The organism is Peribacillus sp. NPDC097198, assembly GCF_044762055.1.
Taxonomy (GTDB): Bacteria; Bacillota; Bacilli; order Bacillales; family DSM-1321; genus Peribacillus.
Map to the genome: position 1 here is coordinate 199736 of NZ_JBIWDO010000002.1, position 25925 is coordinate 225660.

Here is a 25925-nt window from a genome sequence, read left to right on the forward strand (position 1 = left end):
ATTTTTTTATCGTATATTAAATCCCAACTGTTTGGTTGGAGTGAAATCCTAATTTTTCATCATTTTCTTTACAAATGGCCTGAACCTTTTCCAGCATTGCATGTACATTTTGTCCTTCTAGGATCACTTTCATATCCACACACTCTTGTAGGATGAGAACGAATGATACAAATGTAGAAAGTTTTGTGGCATCGACCATTTTATGATTGCAGATAAAGTAGATGTTTCCTTTGAATTCTTTTGTCACTTGATATAAGTTCATGATTTGACGCATGGATAATCGTGTATTTGTTTTAATATCAGCAGAAATTACTTTGTTCATGGTTGTTTACTCCTTTAATTTTTATATAATTAAATGTTTGTGCCGTAATACTTATAAGATAGAAAAACTAAGTTAAGTTCTTTTGAATTCATGTAATTGGGTTATGGTGTATATTTACCCGCGTATATTGTTTTGAAACCTATTAGAATTTTTAAACTTGGAGGGAGTTTGGCCCTATGCTGACACTGATAAAGAATGGTGAGGTTTATACGCCGGAATACATAGGTAAGAAAGACATTTTGTTGGTTGGAAAACAGATTGGCTTCATCGAGGATAATATCGACGTCCCTGCCAATTTCGTTGAAATGCAAGTGATTGACGCGAACGGTCGAATCATTGTACCAGGTTTTATCGATGCCCATGTTCATATCATCGGGGGTGGCGGTGAAGGGGGATTCAAAACAAGAACGCCCGAAATTCAGTTGACCGACGCGACGCTAGCCGGTATCACGACATTAGTCGGGGTCATTGGAACGGATGGAACGACAAGGACGATGCCGGACTTGCTTGCTAAAGCGAGGGCCCTAGAAGAAGAAGGAATTAGTTGCTTCGTTCAAACAGGTTCGTACCAAGTGCCGGTTAAGACCCTAATGGACAAGATTGAAGATGATCTAATCTTAGTGGATAAAATCATTGGAGTTGGTGAAATTGCCATTGCCGATCACCGTTCTTCACAGCCAACCGTGGCAGAGCTTGCGAAACTTGCGTCGCAGGCCAGGAATGGAGGACTTTTGTCCGGGAAAGCCGGTATCGTTAATATACATGTCGGGGATAGCCTGGATCATGTACAGGTAATCGAGGAAGTCGTCGGGACGACGGAAATACCGATTACCCAGTTCTACCCTACACATATGAACCGGAACCCGCATTTGTTTGAGGCCGGGATACAGTTTGCCAAAAAAGGCGGGTACATCGATTTCACGACAAGTACCATTCAAAAATTCCTGGATGAAGGGGAAGTAAAAGCAAGCACGGCAATAAGGAGGGCCCTCGACGAAGGTGTTGATATCCGCAACATCACGCTTACATCAGATGGACAGGCTAGCCTTCCGGAATTTGATGGCAACGGAAATATATCCGGACTGAGTATGGGGACCTGCATGTCGCTGTATGAATCGGTTGTCGATGCGATTATTGATGATGGAGTTTCGATAGAGGATTCCATTCGTGTGGTCACAGAAAATCCCGCGAATATTTTGAAGCTAAGTAATAAAGGACGGGTGGAAACGGAAAGGGACGCAGATATACTGATTTTGAAAAAGGAGACCTTTGAAATAGATACCGTCATCGCAATGGGACAAATTATGGTCAGTGGGGGCAAAGCGATGGTGAAAGGCACATTTGAAAAATAATTCGCTGATTTCTCTTTCTTGAATTGGAATTTTTGGGTAAAATTAACCGGAAAGTCGGATGAAGGGGGAAGGAAAGAGATCATAAAACTTTTTAATAATCAAAATTACACGAAGTTATTTTTAGCGAACGTAACATCACAAATGGGCGGGACCATCGGCATGACTGCATTTATGTTTTATTTACTGGACCGTTTCACCAATCAGCCGATTTACGCGACGGTTACGGAATTAATGTATTCTTTGCCGACCCTTGCTGTTTTCTTACTGGTGGGGGTTTTTGCTGATAGATTGGACAGGCAAAAGATTGCCTTGTATTGTGATTGGATTTGCGCAGGGTTGTCTGTTTTATTTTTGCTTTCGTTAGAGCTGGATCTTCTTATGGTATCGTTTGCCGTCATTTTTCTGAGAAGTGCCATCAGGAATTTCTTTGTGCCAGCGGAGTCAGCGTTGATTCAAGGCATTTTGCCTAAAGAGGATTATACGATGGCGGCTGGTTTAAATCAGATGGTATCGAGTCTGTTCATGCTTTTCGGAAACGGAATCGGCATTTTTATCTATTGGTCAGTCGGCATTGAGGGAGCCATTATCTTCGATGTGATCGGATTTATAATCAGTGGTTTCTTGATCCGTTCCTGTCGGATTTCAAAAGAAGTCAGACAGCCGAATGGAGTTTACAATTTGAAGGAACTGAGTGTAACAGGCGTTTGGGCAGATTTTAAAATTGGCTGGCAATATATATGGCAGTATAAGCTATTGTTCACGTTAATCAGCGGTTTTCTAGTATTTGGGATTGTGAATGGTGGATTTTCCGTGATGCAGGTTTTTATCTTGAAGTACAAACTTGAACCTGTTGATTATGAAAAGTATGCCGTCATCTTTGGTGTCATTTTTGGGACAGGAGTATTGCTGGGAAGCATTTTAGCTTCGGTACTGGCTAAAAAAATGAAGCTTCATCATATGATGGTCGTAGGCTTGCTGATATCGGGAGTGGGCACGGTGGCCAGTGGCCTTGTTGAAACAACCCTGCAATATATGATTGGGTTAGCTATCGTGGCTCTATCGCTTCCCATACTTAATGTGTCCCTTGGCGGGTGGCTGCCAAGCCTCGTTGCTCCCGAAATGATGGGGAGGGTCCAAGGATGGATCAACCCCTTGGTGATGTTATCGCAATCAATCACGTTATTCTTGATAGCCGTTGGATTCCCCACCTACATAGCAGTAGAAACGTTATATTGGGTAGTGGGAGGGTGTCTGATTTTCGTAGGCTTCCTATATATGGCCATTATACCGAAGTTCATCCATGAAAAGGCGCCAGAAGCTACTGTGATGATGAAGGATCAAGCGAAGTAATTAAGCAAGTAAGGAATGGAACAAGGAACTTCTTGTTCCATTTACCTTTTCCATTTCTAAACAGGTTCAGCCTCAATCTGAGAAAATGTCATGCTAGATATAGAGGTGCTAGGTTATGGGGGGAGACCATGAAATCGAAGCTAATCATCATACGAGGGAACTCTGGCAGTGGAAAAACAACGATAGCAAAGAGCCTTCAAAATCAGTTAGGAATAGGTACCCTATTGGTTTCTCAGGATACAGTTCGCCGGGACATGTTGAATGTTCGTGATAGAGAAGGCAACCTTTCAATTGATTTGATCCGACAAATTACGGAATACGGAAAAGGAAAATGTGAATATGTCATTTTGGAAGGAATCTTACATAAAGATCTTTATGGTGATATGCTACATCACTTAATACGGTTCTATAACGAAAAGGTTTTAATTTGTTATTTTGATTTATCCTTTGAAGAAACCGTCAAACGTCACAACTCTCGTTCAAAAAAGATGGAGTTTGGAGAAGAGTCTTTACGTGCTTGGTGGAAGCCGAATGATTATCTAGGTATCAAAAATGAAATGATATGGACTAACGAAACGTCACAGGATGATGTATTGAATCAGGTTTTTGATCATTTAGAAGATTGATTGATTGATATAACGAGAATGAGTATAAAAGCAGAGTGAATTCACTCTGCTTTAATATTTGTATAGAGAAGCGGTGTTTACCTTCTTACACTATATTCATCACATGTACGAATCCACTGCAAGTCCTAGAAATTGTAACTGAATGCAAACGTTATTTTAGTCCCATCATGGCCCCGAAGTATTGTTGTGCAGTGGAAAAACAAATGAAGGCTATTAATTCTGATATTTCTTCGTCGCTGAATACTTCCTTTAATACTACAAAAAAACGTTCTTCTGTTTTCTCGCGTTGCACTAAAAATACCTCTGCAAAGGCGATTGCGTAGCTTTCTTTTATATCGGCCGGTTCCATTGGAATGCCTTTGGCCTGACAGTATGCACAGCCATTTCCATAGGCTAGAATTCTTCTGACATTTTCCTTCAATTGCTTTGTAAGCACTCCATCAGCAGAAATGGTTTCTGAGAGGTCATTCCAATTATGCGCAATTCCTTCGTTATGAAACAATTGCTGAAATGGACTTGTTCCAAATTGTGAACTTTTAATTCTTGGCATCGATATCTCCCCTTTGAGATAATCATAATCTAGAAGAAATGAAAAATTAATCGCATATGAAAAGTGATAGGAACAAAAAAATACTAGATGAATGGAAAATAAGGAGAATAGTATTCATATGAAATTAGACGATAAAGACCGCAGCATTTTAGCCGTACTGAAGAATGATAGCAGGGTTTCCATGAGAGAATTGGCAAAGAAAGTGGAGATGTCAGCACCCGCCGTTACAGAACGTGTCCGGCAAATGGAGTCTTTTGGTATCATCAAGGGTTATGGAGCCGAGATTGATTATAAAAAAATGGGCTTTCCGATAGAATGCATGATTGAAGCGACGGTGAAAAATGGGGAATATGACCGATTCAGAAAGTTTATCTTGGGTCAAGAAAATGTGGAATTTTGCTATCGAATCGCGGGAAAGGCTTGTTTCATGCTCAAGATTCGCTGTGAAAGCCTTCAAAGAGTGGAAGAATTCATTAATCTCGCCATTCCTTTTGCATCGACGGTGACGCATGTAATTCTTTCTGAAGTAGAGAGACTTTCTGAATGAAAAATTTTTTTACAAGTCAGTGAACGAATTCATTTCCTTAACCGTCATATAAGTAACAAGCTAAGGATCAGGGAGCAGGTGATGATAGATGGAAGAACTGGAGCTGATTAAAGCGGCGAAAAAGGGGGATGATCAGGCGTTAGCCTCACTATTTCAAAACACGTATCCTTTTCTGCTAAAATACTTGCTTAAATTGACTTATGATTTACAAACTTCAGAAGATGTAGCTCAGGAAACCTTTTCTAAGGCCATCGAGAATCTTTCAAGGTACAAAGGGACTTCCAAGTTTTCCACATGGCTGATTTCCATTGCGACTCGGGTTTACTTGGATCAGAAGCGGAAGGAGAAGCGGGAAGAGTCCTGGTTAAGGCAAGAACAATCGGTCAGAAAGCTCAAATGGGAGACGCAGGCCAACAATCAGGCATGGGATGATGTAATGGAAGCATTGGGGAATGTAGAGGATGATCTGCGAATTCCAATCATCTTGAAGCATTATTACGGATTTTCTTACGAAGAGATTGCGAAAATCATCAAGATACCAGAAGGTACCGTGAAGTCACGTGTCCATATTGGATTAAAGAAGATTAGAAAGGAGTTGGTCAGTAACGATGAAAAAGAACCATCCGGTTTATCAAAACCACTCAGACAAGAGTGATCAAGAGACGGTTAGTCAAATCAAGAAAAGCTTGGAGGAATTTGACGATACGATTTCCATCGATGTCCCACAAGTATCTTTTTTTGAGCAAACCATTAAACGAAAGCGTCAAAAAGCCAGAAGGGAATGGCGGAAAGAAGTGCTTATGTTTCTAGTGACGGCTGCTCTCATTCTCTGCTTCTTGTTTCTATCTTTATTTCATCAACCTGAAGTATTTCTCACATTACAAGTGTTGAGCGTGATTTTCATCGGCATATATACGTTTTATGTAAAAAGGAAGGTGGAAAGCAGTCATGGATAGAATGCAGATGTATGTATTGATTATGTGTGGGCTTATCTTGTTGGCCCAAAGCATATATTTATTCACCGATGCAAAGAAGAATGGTTTCAATCATTGGTTATGGGGCATTCTTGGTTTGATTCAAGCACCGGTTCCGCTAATTTTTTATTTAATCGTAAAAAAAATAAGAAAACGGGAAGAGGATGAGCTCAATGATTATCGTGACTACTAATGAAGTGCCGGGTAAAGAAATAAAGGAACTGAAGGGACTCGTTAAAGGGAACTCGGTCCAATCAAAGCATATCGGGAAAGATATTATGGCGGGTTTGCGGACCATTGTCGGTGGGGAAATTTCTGAGTATACGGAAATGATGAAGGAAGCTAGGCAAAAGGCCATTGGCAGAATGGTGGATGAGGCGAAGGAAAAAGGAGCGAATGCCATCGTTGCGATGCGCCTTGAAACATCCGCTATCATGCAGAACGCTTGTGAAATCATTGCCTATGGAACTGCCGTATATGTTGAATGAAGGTTTTTGTAAGCAATTAGTCATAGGTATTTAAGCTTATTTCTTTTGTTCCTTCTATTCCTATCGTATAATTCTAGATAGAAAATAAGGGGGAATGAAGAGTGGGGATTTATGAATTTTCTGCAGAGCGAATCAATGGACAGGAAGTTTCTTTAGAGAAGTATAAAGGTGAGGTCCTTATCGTCGTCAATACGGCAAGTAAATGTGGGTTTACCCCGCAATACGAGGATTTACAAAAGCTTTATGACCGATATAAAGATAAAGGATTGAACATTCTTGGTTTTCCTTGTAACCAGTTTGGAGAACAGGAACCAGGCCAAAACCAAGAAGTGGAAACATTTTGTCAGTTGAATTACGGCGTGAATTTCCCACTATTCAGTAAAGTGGATGTCAGGGGAAGTCAGGCACATCCATTATTTCACTATTTAACAATGAATGCGCCATTTACCGGTCTTGTCGACAAGCCAGGCGGAAGAATGCTGCATGCAAAATTGCAAGCGGAGCATCCAGAGTTTTTGATAGATGATTCAATTAAGTGGAACTTCACGAAGTTCCTTATCGACCGCGAAGGAAATGTCGTGAAGCGTTTTGAATCGGTGGAAGCCCCATTTGATATGGAACAGGATATTGAAGCCCTTTTATAAAACCCTTATGGAAAAACGGCAGCGCTTGGATTCTTTCAGGCGTTTTTGTCGTTTTCACGTTAAAAATATCTGCATATGGAAATAAAGAGAAGGACGATGTGTTATCCTGCGTTTTATATGGAATAGACAATCGAGAATGAGGGTACTGGTAAAAGATAACTTTAGCGGAAAGAAGGGTGATGAACGTGGAAAATGAAAAGGCAAAACCCGAATTAGCTAATCAGGCGGTGGATGCCATTGAAAAAGTCGTGGGTACGTTTCCGGGTAATCGTCGAGCTCATGCGAGGGGGAATTACTATGAGGGCGTGTTTACCCCAAATGGTCAAGCCGCATTGTTAACTGACGCGCCACATCTTCAGAATCAGGCAGTTAATGCCACCATCCGATTCTCCAATAGTTCCCCGAACCCCAATCATACGGATGCCCATTCTCCCGTAAAAGGGATGGCGGTCAAGTTCCATTTGCCTGATGGGGAGGAAACAGATCTTATTGCTGTGACGATTCCGTTGTTCTTCGCGAAAAAACCAGAAGCGTTTGTTGAGATTCTTGAGTTTGTCAAATCGGCCAAAGATGGTTTCCCGAATTTGAAAGAACTCGCAACGATTGCGATGAAATACCCTGAAAGCAAAGCGGGTCTACAGATGATTAAAGAAATGCGTTCCCCTGCCAGTTATACAATGGCACGATACTTTTCCATACACGCCTATTATTTCGTGAATGAAAATGGGAAGCGCCAGGCCATCAAATATCAGTGGGAGCCGGATGCCGGGTTAAGTATGCTGGAAAAGGATGAATTGGCCAAGCTTCCACCAGATTTCTTGACTGGAGACATGGAGGAAAGGCTGAAACGAGGACCAGCCAGCTTTAATTTAAACATTCAAATCGGTAAGGAAAATGCTCCGACTGATGATCCTACCGTCGTGTGGCCGGAAGATAGTCAAATCATTACGGTTGGGAAGTTATCCATCACAGGTAAATTGGACTCGCAGAATGAGGCAATCCGGTTCGATCCAACGAATGTGACGGATGGGATTGAGTGTTCGGAAGATCCCATCTTGAATTTCCGTCATAGCGCCTATGCTGTTTCTTATGACCGACGCACACATAACCAGTGATTGGGCAGGCGAATTTGTGAATGTCCATGAAAAAAAGAGAAAATGCCAAGAAGGGATTTTCTCTTTTTTCATGATGAAACTACATTCTCCCCGATCTAAAGATGGTATAGATCATCAATAAGAACATGAGGGTTGCGACGACAAACCCGATTTCGATGGCCGGTATATTCCAAAGGATGTTTGCTTGGCCGGCAATGGCAGAGCCGACGATTAGACCGACCATGATGATGCTAAAGGCCAACAGGATTATACTGAAGGACAGCCGATTCGAGATTTGATCAAGTTTATGTAAGAAAACCTGGAGTTCGGGGATGTTGATGTCCAACCGTAACTTTCCTTTTTTGATGATATCTGAAACGTCCCTTATATCCTTAGGAAGCTCGGAAATTGCTTCTGCGGATTCAATAAATTGATTCCATGTTTTCTTTGCCAGGTTCTTAGGATGGAAACGCTCTTTCAATAGCCTTTCACCAAAAGGTTCTGCGGCTTTCATGATACTGAAGTTCGGGTCCAATTCTTCGACGATGGCTTCCATGGTGAGCAAAGCCTTACCAAGCATCGTGAATTCGGGTGGAATCATGACCTTGTGTTCATTGGCCACGGAAAACAGATCATTGACTGCACCACCCAAGCTTATCTGGCTCAAGGGGATGTCATAATATTTATTCCGCAATTCATCAATATCATATCGTAACGAAGACATATCCGTTTCGTCCGTGAGAAGTCCCATATTGGAAAGCGTATTGATCAATCCAGTGGTGCTTCCTCGCTTTAGATTGATGACAAGGGAAGCAAACTGATACTTCATCTCTTCCTCAAGACGGCCGACCATACCGAAATCCATCAGAGACACTACATTCCCAGGTAAGATGACGATATTCCCTGGATGAGGGTCACCGTGATAAAAACCATCAATCAAAATCTGCTGAAGAATGGAATTGGCTAATCTATCCGCGATTATCCTGCGATCATATCCTTCTTCATCAAGCTGTTTGTAATGATTGATCTTGATGCCTTTGATGAAGTCCATCGTCAGGACCTTTTTGGTTGAATAATCCCAGTGGATCTTCGGTATCTTGATACCTTGATTGTCGATGAATTGCTTGGCTATCCTTTCTCCGTTCCGCCCTTCTGAATTATAATCGAGTTCAGCTCGCAGGGACTTAGCGAACTCATCAATCATTTTTCTGATTTGATATCGCCTTGCCCAAGGTATCCGGGCTTCCATAAGCCTGGTCAAATCATCGAGGATTTCCAAATCCGTTTCCACGTTTGGCAAAATGTCGGGTCGTTGGACTTTGATGGCGACCACTTCCTGTGAGTGAAGCCGAGCAACGTGGACCTGACCGATTGAAGCGGTCGCAAGAGGGGTTTCTTGAAATTCAAGAAAAAGGCTTTCCAAGGAATCCCCCAATTCAGCTTCAACAATCTGGCGTGCTTTTTCAAAAGGGAAAGGTGTGACCTGATCCTGGAGTTTCTCTAGCTCGCGGACAATTTCTTCCGGTACAATGTCACGTCTGGTACTGGCAATCTGACCAAGCTTGATGAAAGTCGGGCCTAAACTTTGTAATATCTTATGTAGCCGTTCCCCGATCGACCGCAGGTTCAGGTTTTCTTCAGGTGCGACTTTCGATGTGGATTTTCCATCAGATAATCCCAATCGATAGATGAAATAACCCATGCCGTTTTTTAAAAAGGCATTCGTGATTTCCTGGTACCGATGTGCATGTTTCAATCGCTTGCCAAACATTCATTTTCCTCCAGATCAAGGTTGTATGGATTGGTTTTTTTGTTCTAAAGCAGCTATCCGGCGCTCTAATGCCTGAACTTCTTCTCTTGTGGCCAAATTGAGGCCATTCAAAGCCTGGTTGACTTTCACTTTGACTGAATCATCGATTTGCTTTTGGGCCTGTTCTCCTTTTTCTACCCACTGTTTAATAAGGTCCTTTGATTCTTCTTTACTGATATCGCCTTTTTTTACCAGGGTATCCACCGTTTTCTCAATCTGCTCTTTCGTTGCTGCAGCAGCACCTATGCCTAAGGAAAATATGTTTTTTATTAAGTCCATGTTTACATTCCTCCAATATAAAGTTTTTTACACCTTAAACTCCAAGAGTAAACCATGCTTTTCTTCTATCATACATGAATCATGAACACTACTAAAATATTATGGGTCAGAGTATTCGAAATGATGGGAAGAATGTGTCTACAAGGTGAAAGGTGAACATGCACTAAAGATTTGTTAGAAATCGACTTGATACGGAGAACCATTCAATATGAAAGCCACTGACAAGATAAGAAGAATGAATGTCATTTTTTACGGTAGAGGTATTGCCATTCGGTTCCGAGCTCCCGGTTAAGCAGTCGTTCCATTTGTTCGAGTTCGTTTCTGCCAACAGGCTCATCGGCAGGTGTCCACTGAATGGTGTAAACAAAATAGTACTCTCTTATTTTTCTGAAGATGACGGGGGAGTTGGGGTATTGGTCAAAAATCGCTTTGATATTGTATCGTCTCATGTAGGACCATTTAACAAGCTGCATGTCGATTCCACCCTTTTCTGCTAGATGATATCTGTGGCCGAAAAGCCTGCCGGCGACAGACTGCATCAATTATTTATCGTTGAATAAGCCGAACAAGCCTTTTGCTATGCTTCCTTCATCGGATGACCCGCCATTTTGTGGCATCGCAGCAAACACACGGCTGGCCAGGCGGCTGAACGGAAGGGATTGAATCCAGACGGTTCCAGGACCCTTCAATGTCGCAAAGAAAAGACCTTCTCCGCCGAATAGCGCAGTTTTTACACCTTTGACGAATTCGATGTTATAATCCACCCCGCTGGTCATGGCGACTAGACAGCCGGTATCCACACGGAGTACCTCACCTGGGGCCAATTCCTTTTGGTGGATCGTACCCCCTGCATGGACAAAAGTCATTCCGTCCCCTTCGAGTTTTTGCATGATGAACCCTTCACCACCGAAAAAGCCTGTCCCAATTTTCCTCTGAAATTCGATTCCAACCGATACACCTTTCGCTGCCGCTAAAAAAGCATCTTTTTGACAAATGATTTTTCCGCCGAGCTCACTCAAGTCTATAGGGATGATCTTACCTGGATAAGGGGAGGCGAAAGAAACATGCCTTTTTTCATGACTTTCATTGGTAAAGGTGGTCATGAATAAGCTCTCGCCCGTAAGCAGCCTTTTACCGGCACCAAAAAGTTTTCCCATCATCCCTCCATCACTGCTAGATGACCCATCGCCAAAGATCGTTTCCATTTTGATTTGATCTTCCATCATCATTAAACTGCCTGCTTCGGCAATCACCGTTTCTTTGGGATCCAATTCGACCTCGACAAACTGCATGTCATCCCCGTGTAATTTGTAATCTATTTCATGATTATTCATTGTTTATCCTCCATTCTGATCTTATTTTCATTGTAAAAGAAATTCATCCAATCTTCCAATATTATTCAATGATTTGTTTTACGGAAAAAGAGGGGGCTGATTGTCCAATAAGAGGGTGGGGCAGATGAAAGTAGAAAAATTGACAAAGAATGCACAAGTACCAATGTTTTTTAATGGTATGATTAAATGGAAAGTTAGTGAAAATATAGATATTGGATATGGAACATCAACTTAAAAAAGGGGTGGTTGGATGTTAGTCAAGGATTATATGATCAAAGAGGTATATGTGGCTCGCCCGAATTTTACATTAAAGGAAATCATGGGGCTCTTTATAGAAAATAAGGTTGGTGGGGTTCCTGTGGTCGATGATCAGGATAAGCTTCTAGGGATGGTATCGGATGGAGATATTTTACGCTACCTGGCACCCGCGGAAGAATCCGTCAAGGGATATTACACGTACATCACGATTTTGCCTGGCGAAAACCTGGATGAAAAGGTCGCCTCTAAAATGAATGATAAAGTCTCGCAAATTATTAAAAATAAGAAAATCACGAAGTTATCCCCGGAAGATCCATTGTCTGATTTGATAAAGGTCATATCAAAACACCACTTCAAGAAAATCCCGGTGGTGGATGAACATAATAAGGTTGTCGGGATAATTAGCAGGGGAGATGCGCTACGGGCCCTTTATAAAGAGTTCGTCCAAAAGCTATAGTATTAAGTATGAAAATGAAATGGCCTGCTCGGATGAGCAGGCCATTTTTGTCGATTCATCCGATTTGGATCACTCGGGATTTGAATCAACCGCCTTGTCTTTCTCTGTATCTCCTTTTAATCTTTTTTCCTTTAATTTGAAATAAGCATCCATCGCCCTTTCACCAATCCGCTTGTTGATATCATCTGCGGCGGAACCTTGGTAAACCCATGGTGCTACGACGGAAAACGCCACTTCTGGTTTATTGTGTGGGGCGTAACCTACAAGCGTTAGATTGATAGTTGGTTCGGGTTCGCTATATTCATTTCTTCGAGGCCCGTCATAAAAGGCCTGGGCCGTCCCTGTTTTCGCAGCCGGGCGGTATGACTTGCTGGCAAAAGCACTATATGCCGTTCCACCAGGTTCCTGTGCAACCTGTCTAAAGCCTTCTTGGACACGTTGAATCCAAATTTCTTCCCCGCCCAGATCGTTTAAAACTTTCGGACTCACCGATTGAAATACAGATCCCAATTCCCCATGCTTATCGGAAGGGTTCCTGATTTCCTTAACAACATGAGGCTCAAGTCTTTGTCCACCATTAGCAATCGTCGATACGTACTGTGCCAATTGCATCGGTGTATAGGTATCATACTGTCCAATGGATAAATCGAGTAGCAATCCATCTGTCGAAGTATCGACCCCTTTAAATCCTGCCGATTCATTGGGAAGGTCGATGCCCGTACGAACGCCTAAACCAAATTGGGCATAATGGTTTCTTAGTGTGGTAAACGACCCACTCTTAAGACCCAACTTTTGATGTGGACTATAATGACCGCCGCCAATCTTGATTGCCGTTAGGAACATATAAACGTTCGATGATTTTTTTAATGCAGTTACATCTGATAGATACCCCAAGTTGCTATATGACTTTTTGGGTTTAGCCCCAGCCAGATAAAGTGGCTGGTCATACAAGGTTGTCCCGGGAGAGATGACCCCTGTTTGAAAACCTGTGTAAACCGTCGCCCCTTTTACAGAGGAACCCATCGTATAAGATGTGGTAATCGTTCCAAGGGCAAAATCGTTAATCTCGGTCGCACCGGTTTTAGCGTTGTGCCCGTATTGTTTCCCGGACATTGCCAGGACTTCGCCAGTATTAGGATCCATTAAAACGACGAAGGCACGATCTAACAAATATGTATTACCCTTTGCTTTCGTTCTTCTTAACTCCGTTTCAATGATTTCGTCTACTATTTGCTGCAGCTCCATATCGATGGTCAGGACCAGGTCCTTTCCACTTTCTCCGTCAGTCACGGGAATCGTGTCAACCACTTCGCCTTTACTTAAGATGTTTTCCACTTTCGCCTTTTTCCCACGGAGGACATCTTCATATTGTTTCTCAATATAACTTTTTCCGACTCGATCATTCCGGGTATAGTCACGGGCTAGATAATAGTCTAGATTTTCGCTAGGAAGCCCTTCTTCGGAAGAGGAGACTTTTCCGAGTACCGACCGCAACGTTTCATCATATTTATAGGTCCTATCCCAATCCGTCGTAACATCGACACCAGGAAGGTCGGATAAATGCTCACTGACCCTGGCGAATTCTTTTTTGGTCACGCCTTTATTCTTAACGATGGATGGGGTAAGTGCGTATCCACTATTAAACTCTCGAAAAATTGCGAGAACTTCCAATTCATCCTTGGTGAATTCTTTGATGTTTTCTTCGGTTATTCGCTCTAATTGAAGTTCATATAACTTTTTTTCTTTCCACTTATTTTCTTCGACTTTCTTCCGTTCCGCTTTTGTAATCAAAGCCTCCGCTTTTTTAGGATTTTTTAAGATCCAGAAATCCTTCCTATCCCGCTCCGTAATTTTTTTCGTATCCTTTTTTATCAAGGTAGCGAGGATTTCGGCCGTTTCTAGCATTTCTGCTGTCTTTGTATTTGGATATTTCGTATAGGTGATCGCATTAAGAGGATCATTATCGACGACTGGGTTCAAGTACCGGTCGTACATTTTACCACGGGGAACGGGGCTGTTGACCACATCATTTTCGGTTCGATCCACCTCGCGTAAATAATTATCTCCATAAACAATTTGAACGATACCCAGCCTTATAACCAGGGCGGAAAATAATATGAATATGAAAAAGAACATAAAGTTCAGTCGGAAAGGAATTGGATTCTTTTTTTTCTTTTCTTTCTTCATTTAGGTCATTCCCTTCTTAATCAAAAGTAAAAAATTCCTAAATCTAATGATATATAAAAACAGCCTATATATCTATGGTTATTCCATAAAATTATTTAATTAGAAAAAATAGGTCGGAAGAATAAGAGGATAACCAGGAGAATTCGGGAGGACGAGAAGAAAGAAGCAGAGGATGAGGGGGAGTATGTACCCTTTTAGATGGGGGCTGGAACGCCGCCAAATTAACTGCGAATTTCCCTTCTTAAGGAATTATAAGGAATATACGGAATGCGAGCAATGCCTAATTGGCTTCTTTTCCCTTTGGTGTTAGCGAATAACTCATACGGTCGGATACGCTGATTACTTCATTGAAATATCCGCAAAGTTCAAGCCACTTTTCAGGATAAATCGTGATAAAACGTTCCATTGTTTCGATTGAATGCAGGACAAGGCAATCAATTTGCTTTACTTGTTTATTCTGCAGGTTAAAGAGAAGTACATGAGGGATGGTGTAATACGGATAGAGCTGATATGGGTTCAGTATGACCGGGGAAATATTCTTTTCTTCTATATACTTGTCCGTCATGATTTTTTGGATTGCAAAACTCTCACTCGGATGTAAGTCTCCTATGGCGTGATTCGGATTCATCAGTACAATGCCTCTCATTTGGTTTCTCCCCTTCTTTTTGGTACTCATTGTTTCCAAATGATGGGAGTTGTATTCGTAATGAGAGGCATGGATTCAAATGAAAGATTTCAGTTCATTGATGGTCTTTAAGTGTTGGACATTTTCTAACACCTTGCTTGTCAGGTCCACCTTCTGAACAAGCGGCAAGTCTTGTAAATCATAAATGAAGGCTTCTTTCGTAAACCAATCAGTCCGGGGCAAAGGGAAAACCGGACAATCACTCCAGGCGGTGGGGAGGGTTGGGCTGTATACCTTCGATTCCACGCCGGAAATGGATGTAGAGGTATACACATCATCCCAATAGTCTGCCCGGGAAGCGGTGTGGGGATGATTGGTTGCGAATTGCTCGACACCTTGGAGGATCATGGGGTGCTGAAAGAGAAGCTGGTATAGGGTCTTGCCGGTCTTGATTCGTTGAAGGGGATCAGCAAATCGCGAAACGGTCAGGCCGGTTAATGAATAGCGCTTTTTCTGGTATGCATAAGGAAAGAGCACCGTCGTAAAGCCTAAAAGTTCCTGTATCCGGAAATCGAGCCTCCGGAGGATTTCACCATGACGGGAGCGTTTCAATACGCGTTCTTCCAGCATCCTTTGTTCATTGATAATGAGGGCGTTTGTTAAAAGTGGAGAATGGGGCTCATGGATAAAGGATTCCCATATGGGGGCCATGAAGTTGGAGATATGGAAGATCCGCAAATATTTACTTAAGGGAATATTTTTTTGCTTGGCCTTTTCATATAAAAGGAGCTGTGGAAAGGCATCGGCAAAAATGGCCGAATTTGCCCGTTCAAGGAAAAGGAAGAATTTTTGCCGATCCTCGCTGTTGAGAAGATGGGTCATGGAAGAACTGGCCAAGTCCGTCATATGATAGCCACCGTTCCTAGAAACCATATGAGCTAAAAAAGACCAATGCACCTCGGGGTTTCGCTTGTAATAGGAAAGGTAAGCTTGAGTCCTGGTCACGTTATTCCGGTTCTGGGCCGCAGTCTCAGCCCGGATGTTTTTTATAAGGGAGGATTCTTCAGGAAAGAAAATGATGGATTCTTCCGCAGGCTGCTTAAGCTCGAGTTCCAATCTGGATTTCAATGCATCGAAATTCCCGGCATCCAAGACGGGTTGAATCTTTTGTGGAGCTCCACCTAACAGCTTCTGCACATATTGCGAGAACATACAATCACCACGAATGTTTTTCGGTTAGTATATGCAGAGCAGTCAAGAAAGGGGCGTTGCTCCTGCAGAGCCATCGTACTAGATCAACGGTTCTTTTTCTTCTTATTCAAATACATGATGATATAGTAGACGACCCAGAAAAGCCCAACAGGAATGAAAGCTAACGGACTGTATTTTTCGGGAACGACAAATGCAATGAAAATGGATAGTAATAAAAATGGAACAGCCAGTAGTATATAGCTTCTCCAATTCATAGAATGAACCTCCTTTAAGGTTACGTTATCCCTATAGGATAAATGATTATTCAACAATAATCTAGAAAAGTCACAATTGACAAAAATATACACCCGTAGTAATCTTTAAAAACAAGTTAATTATTTCCAATGTATCTTTAAAAGGAGGAGGACGTCATGACGAAATTCGATAAGCAAAAAGAAACAATGATCGTATATTTTCATACGTCAGCCTGGCCCGAGACATTGTCTATATAAGTAATAGACTTATATGTTTCTTTGGATAGCATGTGCGCAGGTTGTGGATATTCGCGGCCTGCTTTTTGATGCGTTTTCTTACGCATATTGAAAGCTTCTGCTAAATGATGCGGGAGCTTTTCCTGTTTAGAGAGCATTGTGGGCAGGCCAGTATCCTTTCCGTATACACGTGTAAGAGGAGGAAGGTCAGAGGGGGCAAAGCTTGTGGATAACTGCTTCGAGCGGGAGAGCCAAATAGTGGCCAATCAACCTTGGTGGTGACTACATAAGGAGGAGGAATTCATGTTTGCGATATTCAAGAAGCTGAGCTGGTTCTTTAAAGAGCAGTGGAGGCGGTATACCTGGGCTATTATCTTTTTATGTTTGGTAAATGTAATGGAAGTCATCCCCCCACGGCTCATTGGGAATGCCATCGATGATATGAACAATGGCAATATGACCCAAGATGCCTTGGTGCGGTATGTTACTTATTTGCTTGTTCTTATGTGTGTCAGCTATTTATTTGGATACTTATGGAGTTACCTTTTATTTGGTGGCGGGAATTTGGTCGAAAGGAAGATCAGGTCAGGATTCATGGGGCATTTATTGAAGATGACACCGACCTTTTACGAGAAAAATCGTACTGGTGATCTGATGGCAAGGGCGACCAATGATTTAAAAGCCATCTCGCAAACGGCTGGTTTCGGAATATTGACACTGGTCGACTCGGTCGTCTTCACATTCATGGTCGTCATCATGATGGGCGTGACCGTCAGTTGGCAGCTAACGATTGCGGCTATACTGCCCCTACCCATCATGGCCCTCATGATGCAGATTTATGTGAAGAAAATTTATAAGCGATTTACGGATGCACAATCAGCATTTGGTGAGCTGAATGACAAAGTGTTGGAGTCCATTTCCGGCGTGCGTGTCATACGTGCATACGTCCAGGAAAGGGAAGATGAAAAGAGATTCGATGAGATGACGGAGAATGTTTATCGCAAAAACCTGGCAGTGGCAAAGATCGATGCCCTTTTCGATCCGACGATCACCATCATCATCGGCATTAGTTACTTAATCGGCCTTGGATACGGAGCGTACCTTGTTTTTCAACAAGCCATCACGCTTGGAGGCCTTGTATCATTCAACGTATACCTAGGCATGTTGATTTGGCCAATGATTGCCGTAGGCGAATTGATCAATGTCATGCAAAGGGGGAATGCATCTTTAGACCGTGTTCAAGATACCCTTTCCTATGAAGCCGATGTGAAAAATCCATTGAAGCCCGGGCAATCTTTGAACGGGGATGATATCGCGTTTCACCAAGTGAGTTTTACCTACCCTTCTTCAAAAGTGGTGAATCTGTCTGATATATCGGTTCAACTGGAACAAGGCCGCACTTTAGGGATTGTCGGTAAAACAGGAAGCGGGAAAACGACGTTCGTGAAGCAATTGCTGAGGGAATACCCACTGGGAAGCGGGGAAGTCGTATTTGCGGGAATGCCGATTGAACGGCTTGAACTCGGGGATGTCCGCGGCAAAATCGGGTATGTCCCACAGGATCACTTTTTATTTTCAAGGTCCGTGAAAGATAATATCCTCTTCGGAAAGCTGGATGCCTCGGAAGAAGAGCTTGCAGAAGCGATCCGGCTTGCAGATTTCGAGAAGGATGTAACGATGCTACCTAACCGGCTTGAAACGCTCGTCGGTGAAAAGGGGGTCGCTCTATCAGGAGGACAGAAACAGCGGATATCGATAGCAAGAGCCTTGATTAAAAATCCGGAAATTCTGATCCTGGATGATTCCCTTTCAGCCGTGGATGCTAAAACGGAAACGACGATCATCAAAAATATCCAAAATGAACGGGCGGGGAAAACGACAATCATCACGACCCACCGCTTATCGGCCGTTCAACATGCGGACCATATCATCGTCCTCGACAATGGGACGATTATCGAAGAGGGAACACATGCAAGTTTACTCAAGAAAGAAGGCTGGTATAAGGAGCAATATGAACGGCAACAAGTTAATGAAGGAACGGAGGTCGGGGCATGAAGGTTGTAAAAAAACTCGTTCAATATGCTTCCCTTTACAAAAAGATAATCATCGGAGCACTGATCATGCTGGCCCTTTCCGTTGCCGCCGATTTAAGCGGTCCATTCGTCGCTAAAAAAATCATCGACTCTCATATAATGGGAATCGAATCATCTTGGCATGAAACGGAAAAAGGGCAAGATGCCGTGGAATACGAAAATCACTGGTACAAAAGGGATGCCTATTTTTCAAAAGGGGAAGAGAAAGGGAAAGAGGTCCGGGTGCTACAGGTCGGTAGCCAATTCGTCTTCGTCGATAAAGCGGTCCCGGTGGATGGGCGCCGCAGTTTAGATGGAAATACATTAGTCATTGAAAAAGGCGGAAAAGAAACGAGGACGGCATTTGAACCCTTATCAACCCAGGAATTGATGGGGTTTTATCAACCGGAAATTCCAAGGATATTGGGACTGGTCGCTTTTTATTTCGGTCTAGTCCTCATTTCCTCCGTCTTTCAATACGGACAGAGCTTTTATTTACAGAAAGCCGCCAACCGGATTATCCAGCGGATGAGAAATGATATTTTCACCCACATTTCCCGTTTGCCAATCCGCTATTTTGACAATATGCCTGCTGGTAAGGTCGTTGCCAGGGTTACAAATGATACAGAGGCCATCCGCGAATTATATGTAACCGTCCTGGCCAATTTCTTTTCGAGTACGATCAACATCATCGGTGTACTTATTGCCTTATACATTTTGGATGCACGTGCGGGTCTCATGGGTCTCCTACTTGTTCCCATCATTATTATCTGGACGAAGGTATATCGTAAATTCGCCTCGAAATATAATCATATCATTCGGGAACGAGTCAGTGATATCAATGGGATGATCAATGAATCGATTTCAGGAATGAATATCATTCAAGCATTCGGACGTGAAAAGGAAACGAAACAGTCATTTGAAACCTTGAACCGAGATCATTACTTTTATCAAAACAAGATGCTTCATTTGAATTCCTTGACGGGGGGAAACTTGATTGGAGTCATCAAGGTTATCGCACTCATCGCATTTGTATGGTATTTTGGCGGGATGTCTCTTACAGCGACCTCAGCCGTTTCACTCGGGATGATGTATGCCATCGTCGACTTGATCAGCCGACTGCTTCATCCGTTACATGGAATCGTCAATCAGTTCGCGAACCTGGAACAGGCATTGGTTGCGGGGGAGAGGGCTTTCAGTCTGTTGGATGAGCCGGGCATTCAAGTCAGCGATCGAAACATTCCCAGATATAAAGGCAATGTGGCATTCGAACATGTATCGTTTGGCTATAAGGAAAATGAATATGTCTTAAAGGACATATCCTTTTCAGCTAGTCAGGGAGAAACGGTCGCATTGGTGGGCCATACTGGTTCAGGGAAAAGTTCCATCATGAATTTACTGTTCCGTTTTTATGACAGCAATGAGGGATCCATTAAGATTGATGGAAAGGATATTTTGGATATTCCCCATCAAACCTTAAGGGAACATATGGGAATCGTCCTTCAGGATCCTTACTTATTCACGGGAACGATTGCTTCCAATATCAGTCTAGGCCAGGAAAGGATCACAAGGGCCACCATAGAAAAAGCGTTAAAGGATGTTGGTGGAGATAAAGTGTTGCGGCATTTGCCATTAGGGCTTGATGAACCGGTGATTGAAAAAGGTGGGACATTGTCCTCGGGACAACGACAGCTGATTTCCTTTGCTCGCGCCCTGGCCTTCGATCCGGCGATTTTGATCTTGGACGAAGCAACGGCGAGCATCGATACGGAAACAGAGGCCATCATCCAAGAAGGCATGGAAGTGTTGAAAAAAGGAAGAACGACTTTCATCATCGCGCATCGATTATCCACGATCAAGAATGCCGACCAGATTCTCGTATTGGATAAAGGGCGGATAGTGGAACAGGGGACACACGAAGGGTTGATGGAACAAAAGGGGAAATACTATCAAATGTATGAACTGCAGGCTGGACCTAATAAGGGGATGGCTGGATAGATTCATAATATGTAGGATGAGAAAGAAGAGGGGCATTTGCTCCTCTTCTTTCTCATTTGCTCATATAGATTACATTTCCTTGTAAACAAATTCTCGGTATTTTACAAACTCATTCTTCTTATAAAAGTTCCTTGCAATTTCGTTATCGAACCAATAATCCAGTTCAATCCTGTTAATGCCGTTTTCTTTTGCAAAATCAGTAATTCTATCCATCAACGTAGTAGCATATCCTTTTCTTCTTTGACTATCCACTATACTTATTTGATGAACATATACAGATTTATACGCTTTTTTAAAGGCATTTTCGGGAAGGTTTCTTAACTCAATCCAAGCATATCCCAAAGGTTTTCCTTCATCCTCCAACTTCAGGAAAGTGAATTCGTCTCGATGGATGATTCCTTGGAAAAAAGCTTTAACTTCTTGGAAGTTATATGGCTTAAAATAATCAGGATATAAATTCGCATGTAAATCGTGCACGTATTTATTCAATCTAGCAACTAATTCATAATCGTCTGTTCGATCGATTTTCAAATCCTTTTCTCCTTTGAAATATCCTGAATTAAAATCCTAACATTACTTGTTCCTTTTATCCTTCTCATCCGATTATTTAGTAGAAACGGCCTGTTTTTCTGCACTTTTCTTAAGGGCTAAATCAAAGTCCCTGATCAAATCATCAGGATTTTCCAAACCGACGGACAAGCGAAGCAAGCTGTTCGTGATGCCGCGTTTTTCCCTTTCTTCTGCAGGCATGGCCGCATGGGACATTTTAGCCGGGTAAGATAGAATCGATTCGACGGCCCCGAGGCTTACAGCAAATACGGGTAACTCGACATGGTTTACGAACGAGCGGAAAATTTCTTCGCTTTCCAATTCGAATGATAGAACAGCTCCCGCTCCCCTGGCTTGATTTTCCTGGATGCCGTGTTGTGGGTGGTCGGAAAGACCAGGGTAATACACGTTTTTCACTAACGGTTGCTGTTTTAAATATTCCGCAATTCTCTCAGCACCTTTTTGAGAGTGCTCCATCCGGACGGATAGGGTTTTCAGACCTCTCATCACAAGCCAGGCATCCTGAACACCGAGCACCGCTCCAAAAGAGTTTTGGAGGGAACCAAGTCTATCGGCAAGGTCCGGGTCTTTTACGACGGCAAGGCCTGCTACGACATCACTATGTCCAGACAAAAATTTCGTTGCACTGTGCAGGACAATATCGGCCCCGAGGTTTAACGGTCTTTGCAGGGCAGGTGTCAGGAATGTATTGTCTACAAAGCTTAATGCGCCAATGCTTTTGGCGATATCACATACCGCTTTAATATCGGTTACTTTAAGCAAGGGATTGGAAGGCGTTTCAATATAGATTGCTCGCGTATTTGGCTGGATGGCCGCTTTTACACTCTCAAGATCCGTCATATCCACGAAGGTATGTTCGATGTTAAAACGGGTCAGCACGGTTGTTACCATTCGGAATGTGCCTCCGTATACATCTTCAGAGATGACGATATGGTCACCGGCAGAAAGCAGGAGGAAAGCCGTTGAAATGGCAGCCATCCCGGATGAAAAAGCGAATCCGCGCGTGCCTTCTTCCAGTTCCGCAATGATATCTTCCAGTGCTTCTCGCGTCGGATTCCCGCTCCGGCTGTAATCGTATTTGCCAAATTGATCAATGTCGGTTTGATGGAAGGTGGAAGCATGCTGGATCGGAACACTCACCCCACCTGTTGTTGGATCGAATTTATGTTGGTTGTGTAGTAATTTGGTTTCAAAACTGAATTCTTGGTTTGTCATCGTATTGCCTCCTTTTTTACTTGAGCAAATGCCTGCTGCAGGTCTTCGATTAAATCTCCGCTGTCCTCGATGCCGACAGAGAATCGAAGGAGTCGATTGCAAACTCCATTTGCCGTTCTAACTTCAAGAGGCATATCGGCATGTGTCTGTGTCGCCGGATACGTGATGAAGCTTTCGACGCCACCAAGGCTTTCGGCAAATGAAATCAATGAAAGGGACTGTAGAAATGGGTTGACCACCGCTTCATCATTGACCCGGAATGAAATCATGCCGCCACGACCAGGATAGAGAACATCCGTTACACTTTCATGTTCCGTCAAATAATCAACGATAACCTTGGCGTTCTTTTCATGACGCTCCATTCTCAGTGCCAAGGTTTTCATCCCGCGCATCAACAGCCACGAATCAAATGGGCTCAAGACCGCTCCCATACCATTATGGTGGAAAGCAAGGGACTCACATAACTCGGCGCCTTTTGCCACAATCAAGCCGGCCAACACGTCATTATGGCCACCTAGATATTTCGTTGCACTGTGAATCACGATGTCAGCACCAAGTAAGAGGGGCTGTTGGATGATCGGCGTGTAAAAAGTATTGTCAACAATCAATAGTAAATTGTATTGTTTGGCAAGAGCGGCGACGGCTGGAATGTCCGTTTGCTGCATAAGAGGATTTGTGGGAGTTTCAATAAAGATGGCCTTTGTTTGAGGGGTGATTGCTTTTTCAATTTCCTCCAGGCAACATGTATTGACATATTCGCATTGTAGCCCCCATTTTTTAAAGCCATGCTCTAATAAACGATATGTACCGCCATATAAATCTTCGCTACTGATCCATGCATCCCCTGATTTGAATAAGGAAAGGATGGTGGCAATGGCAGCCATTCCCGAACTGCATGCATATCCTTGATCGCCATGTTCTAGTTTGGCGATAGATTGCTCCAATAGCTGGCGTGTAGGGTTTCCTGTTCGTGTATAGTCGAATCCTGTTGATTGACCAATTCCTTCGTGACGGAAAGCCGTCGAGAAGTAAACGGGCGGATTGACCGTTCCTGTCGCCGTTTCACTGCGGTTTCCAAGCTGAGCAAGATAGGTTTCTGTTTTGTACATAATTTTCACTGCTCCTTTTAGTTAAATAAAATAAAAAAAGTCTTCTTTAAGAAGAAGACTTGAATAAGTAGGATAGAGTCATTCTTCTTATCTTCCAAGTTACACAAACTTGTGGAATTAGCACCTTTTCATTGGTTTGAAACAAATGAAGGTTGCTGAGGTGTCATAGGGCCATTCCCTCTACCTCTCTCGATAAGAGTTTTGATTATTCAATTTCTTTTGAATTTACTATAAATATAGGATTCTGTCAAGGACATTCCTAATAGACGGTTATTTGGGACTAGCTATTATGGAACATGTATCAGATTTATCATTATAAAATTACGAATTCAACAGAGTAATAGAACCGGATTCAGATTAAACGGACTTTTCTGAAGGAAAAGGTCATTTGTGTTCCGTTTTTTTTGCTTTACAATAATAAAGTTTGTACAATATATAGGGGATCATATAAAACGTCATTATTCATTACATATACATATTGTTTCTCAGTGGATAGTGCGAATATAGGAGGAGAACACATGGAATATAGAATCGAACGAGATACAATGGGGGAAGTAAAAGTTCCTGCTGATAAGTACTGGGGTGCTCAAACGGAAAGAAGCCGTAATAACTTCAAAATCGGTTATGAAAAAATGCCGATTGAATTAGTTCATGCATTTGCTTACGTAAAACAAGCGGCAGCAAAAGTGAATTTTGAACTTGGCGATCTTTCAGAAGTGAAGAAGGATGCCATCGTTAAAATTTGTGGTGAAATCCTTGAAGGGACGCTTGACGAACATTTCCCACTTGTCGTCTGGCAAACTGGTAGCGGCACACAAAGTAATATGAACGTGAATGAAGTTGTCGCAAACAAAGGGAATAAATGGTTAGAGGAAAAAGGCGAAACTGAGATGCTTCACCCGAATGATGATGTTAACAAAGCGCAAAGCTCTAACGATACATTCCCGACAGCCATGCATATCGCAGCTTATATGGAAGTTGCCGAAAAATTGGTACCGGCCATTAAAGTGCTTCGTGACACATTCGAAGCCAAAGAAAAAGAATTCTGGGATGTCGTGAAAATTGGACGGACCCATCTTCAAGATGCGACACCACTAACTCTTGGCCAAGAAATCTCCGGTTGGAAAGCAATGCTTGGTAAAGATTTGGCGATGATCGAAGAAAGTAGCCAAAAATTATTGAACCTTGCATTGGGCGGTACGGCTGTAGGGACTGGAATCAATACGAAAAAAGAATTCCCGGCACTTTCTGCTAAACAAATCGCAGCGGATACAGGACATTCATTTGTCACATCGGATAATAAGTTCCATGCTTTAACAAGCCATAACGAAATTGTTTATGCACACGGTGCTCTTAAAGCGTTGGCTGCTGATTTAATGAAGATTGCCAATGATGTTAGATGGCTGGCAAGTGGCCCAAGAAGCGGAATCGGTGAAATCGCCATTCCTGAAAATGAGCCAGGCAGCTCCATCATGCCAGGTAAAGTGAATCCGACCCAATGTGAAGCAATGACAATGATTGCGACACAAGTTGTCGGAAATGATGCTACAATCGGTTTTGCAGCAAGCCAAGGGAACTTTGAATTGAATGTTTTCAAACCGGTCATCATTTACAACTTCCTGCAAACCGTTAAATTATTGACAGATGGCATTCATTCCTTCAATGATAACTGTGCGGTAGGAATTACAGCGAATGAAGATAAGATCAAAGAAAATGTTGATCGTTCTCTTATGCTCGTAACGGCATTGAACCCACATATTGGGTATGAAAAAGCGGCTAAAATTGCGAAAACTGCATTCAAAGACAACTCCACTTTGAAAGAAGCGGCGTTGAAACTTGAATTCCTAACGGAAGATGAATTCAAAGCATGGGTTGACCCTGCTAACATGGTCAATAAATAATCAACAGGTAAGCATCCTTCCTCGCATGTAGGGAGGATGTTTTGATGTGTTAAAATGATGGAATAAACGAATACTTAAACTAGATAAATCGAACAGGAGGAATGGTCATGTCTTTATGTCCACTATGCAATGGTCTTAGAAAAATGCATTTAGAATGCCCTAAATGCAGTAGTGACCTTGAAGATCAAGGGAAATTGATGGATTATGCCGATGATTACAGTGCTTATATGGATATTGATACATTGAAAAAAAATGACGGTTTTCCCGAATCCCTTCAAAAGGGACAATGCCCGCATATTATGAAGTGCCCCAACTGCGGACACGATGAAGTGATTTTGGTACAGGAATAGAGTTCTTGAATAATAGGGTGAGACCTAAGAATAATTAATGATCGAGACTTTTTCATAAAAATGAGAAGTCTCTTTTTTATGTGGATCATTTTTTCATGAAAAGGAGGTTACCTAAACTTGGATTTGGAAAT

Annotated in this window: 28 protein-coding genes and 1 riboswitch; of the genes, 15 read left to right on the forward strand and 13 right to left on the reverse strand. The window is 42.5% G+C overall.

What is annotated here, in order from left to right:
• Nucleotides 1-16: 16 nt before the first annotated feature.
• Nucleotides 17-322 (reverse strand): hypothetical protein, encoded by a 306-nt coding sequence (locus ACIQXQ_RS03985; RefSeq protein ID WP_402955556.1) that lies wholly within the window; start codon nt 320-322, stop codon nt 17-19.
• Nucleotides 323-498: 176 nt separating this feature from the next.
• On the opposite strand from ACIQXQ_RS03985, the gene iadA reads away from it, so the two are divergent.
• The 3 genes from iadA (at nt 499) to ACIQXQ_RS04000 (ending at nt 3650) form a co-directional block, all read left to right on the forward strand.
• Nucleotides 499-1674, forward strand: coding sequence for a beta-aspartyl-peptidase (gene iadA, locus ACIQXQ_RS03990; protein WP_402955559.1), 1176 nt, complete (start codon nt 499-501; stop codon nt 1672-1674).
• 18 nt (nt 1675-1692) lie between these two features.
• Nucleotides 1693-3024, forward strand: a complete 1332-nt coding sequence (locus ACIQXQ_RS03995; protein WP_402955562.1) for an MFS transporter — start codon at nt 1693-1695, stop codon at nt 3022-3024.
• A gap of 128 nt (nt 3025-3152) precedes the next feature.
• Complete coding sequence (locus ACIQXQ_RS04000; RefSeq protein ID WP_402955565.1) at nt 3153-3650, forward strand: kinase; 498 nt, start codon at nt 3153-3155, stop codon at nt 3648-3650.
• A gap of 151 nt (nt 3651-3801) precedes the next feature.
• Here ACIQXQ_RS04000 and ACIQXQ_RS04005 read toward each other — a convergent pair whose 3' ends face one another.
• Nucleotides 3802-4200: a carboxymuconolactone decarboxylase family protein gene (locus ACIQXQ_RS04005; RefSeq protein WP_402955568.1), complete on the reverse strand. Its 399-nt coding sequence runs from the start codon at nt 4198-4200 to the stop codon at nt 3802-3804.
• A 118-nt stretch (nt 4201-4318) separates the two neighbouring features.
• On the opposite strand from ACIQXQ_RS04005, the gene ACIQXQ_RS04010 reads away from it, so the two are divergent.
• From ACIQXQ_RS04010 to ACIQXQ_RS04040, 7 genes are all read left to right on the forward strand, one after another.
• Nucleotides 4319-4747, forward strand: a complete 429-nt coding sequence (locus ACIQXQ_RS04010) for an Lrp/AsnC family transcriptional regulator (protein WP_402955571.1) — start codon at nt 4319-4321, stop codon at nt 4745-4747.
• An 88-nt stretch (nt 4748-4835) separates the two neighbouring features.
• Entirely contained in the window at nt 4836-5402 is a 567-nt protein-coding gene (gene sigY / locus ACIQXQ_RS04015; RefSeq protein WP_402955575.1) for an RNA polymerase sigma factor SigY, read from the forward strand.
• Nucleotides 5356-5703, forward strand: coding sequence for a YxlC family protein (locus ACIQXQ_RS04020; RefSeq protein ID WP_402955578.1), 348 nt, complete (start codon nt 5356-5358; stop codon nt 5701-5703). The genes sigY and ACIQXQ_RS04020 overlap by 47 nt, the downstream gene beginning before the upstream one ends.
• Nucleotides 5696-5914 carry a sigma-Y antisigma factor component gene (locus ACIQXQ_RS04025; protein ID WP_402955581.1) on the forward strand — a complete coding sequence of 73 codons (219 nt, stop codon included), beginning with the start codon at nt 5696-5698 and terminating at the stop codon, nt 5912-5914. The genes ACIQXQ_RS04020 and ACIQXQ_RS04025 overlap by 8 nt, the downstream gene beginning before the upstream one ends.
• Complete coding sequence (locus ACIQXQ_RS04030) at nt 5895-6209, forward strand: YbjQ family protein (protein ID WP_402867647.1); 315 nt, start codon at nt 5895-5897, stop codon at nt 6207-6209. The genes ACIQXQ_RS04025 and ACIQXQ_RS04030 overlap by 20 nt, the downstream gene beginning before the upstream one ends.
• Nucleotides 6210-6310: 101 nt before the next feature.
• Nucleotides 6311-6853 carry a glutathione peroxidase gene (locus tag ACIQXQ_RS04035; RefSeq protein WP_402955584.1) on the forward strand — a complete coding sequence of 181 codons (543 nt, stop codon included), beginning with the start codon at nt 6311-6313 and terminating at the stop codon, nt 6851-6853.
• 185 nt (nt 6854-7038) lie between these two features.
• On the forward strand, nt 7039-7968 hold the full coding sequence (locus tag ACIQXQ_RS04040; protein ID WP_402955587.1) for a catalase family peroxidase: 930 nt from the start codon (nt 7039-7041) through the stop codon (nt 7966-7968).
• A gap of 79 nt (nt 7969-8047) precedes the next feature.
• On the opposite strand, the gene ACIQXQ_RS04045 is transcribed toward ACIQXQ_RS04040, so the two are convergent.
• The 4 genes from ACIQXQ_RS04045 to ACIQXQ_RS04060 all read right to left on the reverse strand — a co-directional run bounded on the left by ACIQXQ_RS04045 (nt 8048) and on the right by ACIQXQ_RS04060 (nt 11370).
• Nucleotides 8048-9718: an ABC1 kinase family protein gene (locus tag ACIQXQ_RS04045; RefSeq protein WP_402955590.1), complete on the reverse strand. Its 1671-nt coding sequence runs from the start codon at nt 9716-9718 to the stop codon at nt 8048-8050.
• 15 nt (nt 9719-9733) lie between these two features.
• Entirely contained in the window at nt 9734-10036 is a 303-nt protein-coding gene (locus tag ACIQXQ_RS04050; protein ID WP_402955593.1) for a phasin family protein, read from the reverse strand.
• A gap of 242 nt (nt 10037-10278) precedes the next feature.
• Nucleotides 10279-10575, reverse strand: a complete 297-nt coding sequence (locus ACIQXQ_RS04055; protein ID WP_402867652.1) for a hypothetical protein — start codon at nt 10573-10575, stop codon at nt 10279-10281.
• A 3-nt stretch (nt 10576-10578) separates the two neighbouring features.
• Complete coding sequence (locus tag ACIQXQ_RS04060) at nt 10579-11370, reverse strand: TIGR00266 family protein (protein ID WP_402955596.1); 792 nt, start codon at nt 11368-11370, stop codon at nt 10579-10581.
• Nucleotides 11371-11620: 250 nt separating this feature from the next.
• On the opposite strand from ACIQXQ_RS04060, the gene ACIQXQ_RS04065 reads away from it, so the two are divergent.
• Nucleotides 11621-12085, forward strand: a complete 465-nt coding sequence (locus tag ACIQXQ_RS04065; RefSeq protein WP_402955599.1) for a CBS domain-containing protein — start codon at nt 11621-11623, stop codon at nt 12083-12085.
• A gap of 69 nt (nt 12086-12154) precedes the next feature.
• On the opposite strand, the gene ACIQXQ_RS04070 is transcribed toward ACIQXQ_RS04065, so the two are convergent.
• The 4 genes from ACIQXQ_RS04070 to ACIQXQ_RS04085 all read right to left on the reverse strand — a co-directional run bounded on the left by ACIQXQ_RS04070 (nt 12155) and on the right by ACIQXQ_RS04085 (nt 16363).
• Entirely contained in the window at nt 12155-14272 is a 2118-nt protein-coding gene (locus ACIQXQ_RS04070; protein ID WP_402955602.1) for a peptidoglycan D,D-transpeptidase FtsI family protein, read from the reverse strand.
• A gap of 280 nt (nt 14273-14552) precedes the next feature.
• Nucleotides 14553-14918, reverse strand: coding sequence for a hypothetical protein (locus tag ACIQXQ_RS04075; protein ID WP_402867656.1), 366 nt, complete (start codon nt 14916-14918; stop codon nt 14553-14555).
• A 75-nt stretch (nt 14919-14993) separates the two neighbouring features.
• Entirely contained in the window at nt 14994-16109 is a 1116-nt protein-coding gene (locus tag ACIQXQ_RS04080) for a DUF2515 family protein (protein WP_402955605.1), read from the reverse strand.
• Nucleotides 16110-16192: 83 nt separating this feature from the next.
• The gene (locus tag ACIQXQ_RS04085) at nt 16193-16363 is read right to left on the reverse strand and encodes a hypothetical protein (protein WP_402867658.1); all 171 of its coding nucleotides are present in this window, start codon (nt 16361-16363) and stop codon (nt 16193-16195) included.
• Between the two features lie 519 nt (nt 16364-16882).
• Here ACIQXQ_RS04085 and ACIQXQ_RS04090 point away from each other — a divergent pair.
• Entirely contained in the window at nt 16883-18634 is a 1752-nt protein-coding gene (locus ACIQXQ_RS04090) for an ABC transporter ATP-binding protein (protein WP_402955608.1), read from the forward strand.
• Nucleotides 18631-20649, forward strand: a complete 2019-nt coding sequence (locus ACIQXQ_RS04095; protein WP_402955611.1) for an ABC transporter ATP-binding protein — start codon at nt 18631-18633, stop codon at nt 20647-20649. The genes ACIQXQ_RS04090 and ACIQXQ_RS04095 overlap by 4 nt, the downstream gene beginning before the upstream one ends.
• A 69-nt stretch (nt 20650-20718) precedes the next feature.
• On the opposite strand, the gene ACIQXQ_RS04100 is transcribed toward ACIQXQ_RS04095, so the two are convergent.
• From ACIQXQ_RS04100 to ACIQXQ_RS04110, 3 genes are all read right to left on the reverse strand, one after another.
• On the reverse strand, nt 20719-21180 hold the full coding sequence (locus ACIQXQ_RS04100) for a GNAT family N-acetyltransferase (RefSeq protein WP_402955613.1): 462 nt from the start codon (nt 21178-21180) through the stop codon (nt 20719-20721).
• Nucleotides 21181-21252: 72 nt separating this feature from the next.
• Nucleotides 21253-22434, reverse strand: coding sequence for a cystathionine beta-lyase (metC, locus tag ACIQXQ_RS04105; protein ID WP_402955616.1), 1182 nt, complete (start codon nt 22432-22434; stop codon nt 21253-21255).
• Entirely contained in the window at nt 22431-23543 is a 1113-nt protein-coding gene (locus tag ACIQXQ_RS04110) for a methionine biosynthesis PLP-dependent protein (protein WP_402955619.1), read from the reverse strand. Before ACIQXQ_RS04110 ends, metC begins: the two co-directional genes overlap by 4 nt.
• 84 nt (nt 23544-23627) lie before the next feature.
• Nucleotides 23628-23742, reverse strand: a riboswitch (SAM riboswitch).
• 319 nt (nt 23743-24061) lie between these two features.
• Between ACIQXQ_RS04110 and fumC the strand changes: the two genes are divergently transcribed.
• Complete coding sequence (gene fumC, locus ACIQXQ_RS04115; RefSeq protein WP_402955622.1) at nt 24062-25444, forward strand: class II fumarate hydratase; 1383 nt, start codon at nt 24062-24064, stop codon at nt 25442-25444.
• A 107-nt stretch (nt 25445-25551) separates the two neighbouring features.
• Nucleotides 25552-25794: a hypothetical protein gene (locus tag ACIQXQ_RS04120; RefSeq protein ID WP_402867664.1), complete on the forward strand. Its 243-nt coding sequence runs from the start codon at nt 25552-25554 to the stop codon at nt 25792-25794.
• Nucleotides 25795-25925 lie beyond the last annotated feature (131 nt).